Origin of the sequence: Xanthomonas sp. SHU 308 (assembly GCF_000364645.1) — a bacterium.
Classification (GTDB): Bacteria; Pseudomonadota; Gammaproteobacteria; order Xanthomonadales; family Xanthomonadaceae; genus Xanthomonas_A; species Xanthomonas_A sontii.
Genome location: NZ_AQOK01000705.1, coordinates 1 through 871, shown reverse-complemented (window position 1 = coordinate 871; position 871 = coordinate 1). Strand labels below are relative to the sequence as shown.

General features: G+C 75.8%; 1 pseudogene. It reads right to left on the bottom strand.

What is annotated here, in order from left to right:
* A pseudogene (locus D588_RS25480) lies at nucleotides 1-871 on the bottom strand (exodeoxyribonuclease V subunit gamma); the annotation flags it as partial.

The following is an 871-nucleotide window of genomic DNA, read 5'->3' as shown; positions in this document are numbered from 1 at the left end:
GAACGCGGCGGCGGCGAACGGCTGCAGCGGATGCCGCACGACCAGCGCCGTGGCCGCGGCCGGATCGGCGTGGTACTGGGCGGCGCAGGCCAGCAGTTCGCCGACCAGCGGCGAGGGTTCGCGCACGCTGCCGTCGCGCGCGTCGGCGCCCAGGTAGCTCAGGTAGAACACCTCCTGCGCCGAGGCGAACAGCTGCAGGAACAGGAAGCGGTCGTCCTCGCGCGTCGAACGGTCGCCGTGGCGGCGGCGGGTGGTGCCCAGTTCGGCGGTGAGGCGGTTGAGCCCGGCGGCCGGATCGCGCCGCGGGAAGTCGCCATCGTTCATGCCCAGCAGGCAGATGACCCGGAACGGCAGCAGCCGCATCGGCACCATGCGGCCGAAGCTGATGCCGCCGGTGAGCAGCGGCGCGCGCGTGTCCGATTCGCCCAGCACCGCGGCGAAGTGCGCGCGGACCACCTCGGCCGGCACCGCGTCGGTGTAGTCGGCGCGCGCGGCATCGCGCGCGAACTGGTCGATCAGCGCGCGCAGCCGCTCCAGCGCGCGCTGCTGGCGCGGCGCCGACGGACTCTGCGGCAGCAGCGCCTCGAGCAGGCCCAGCAGCACTTCACGCCACTGCGCCGGCGGCATCGGCTCGGCCAGCGCCGCCTGGTGGCGGTCGAGCACGCGCAGCAGGCGCAGCAGCGTGTCCAGCGTGGCCAGGGCGCTGCCTTCCAGCTGCGGCCACGGCGCCACGCCGTCGATGTCGTCCTCGGCGCCGCTGGCGTGGCCGAGCAGCAGCCGGTCCAGGGCGAAGCGCCAGGTGTAGGCGTCGTCGGCCGGCGCCTGGTGACGCTGCCGGTGCGCCGCGTCCAGGCCCCAGCGCGCGCCGGCG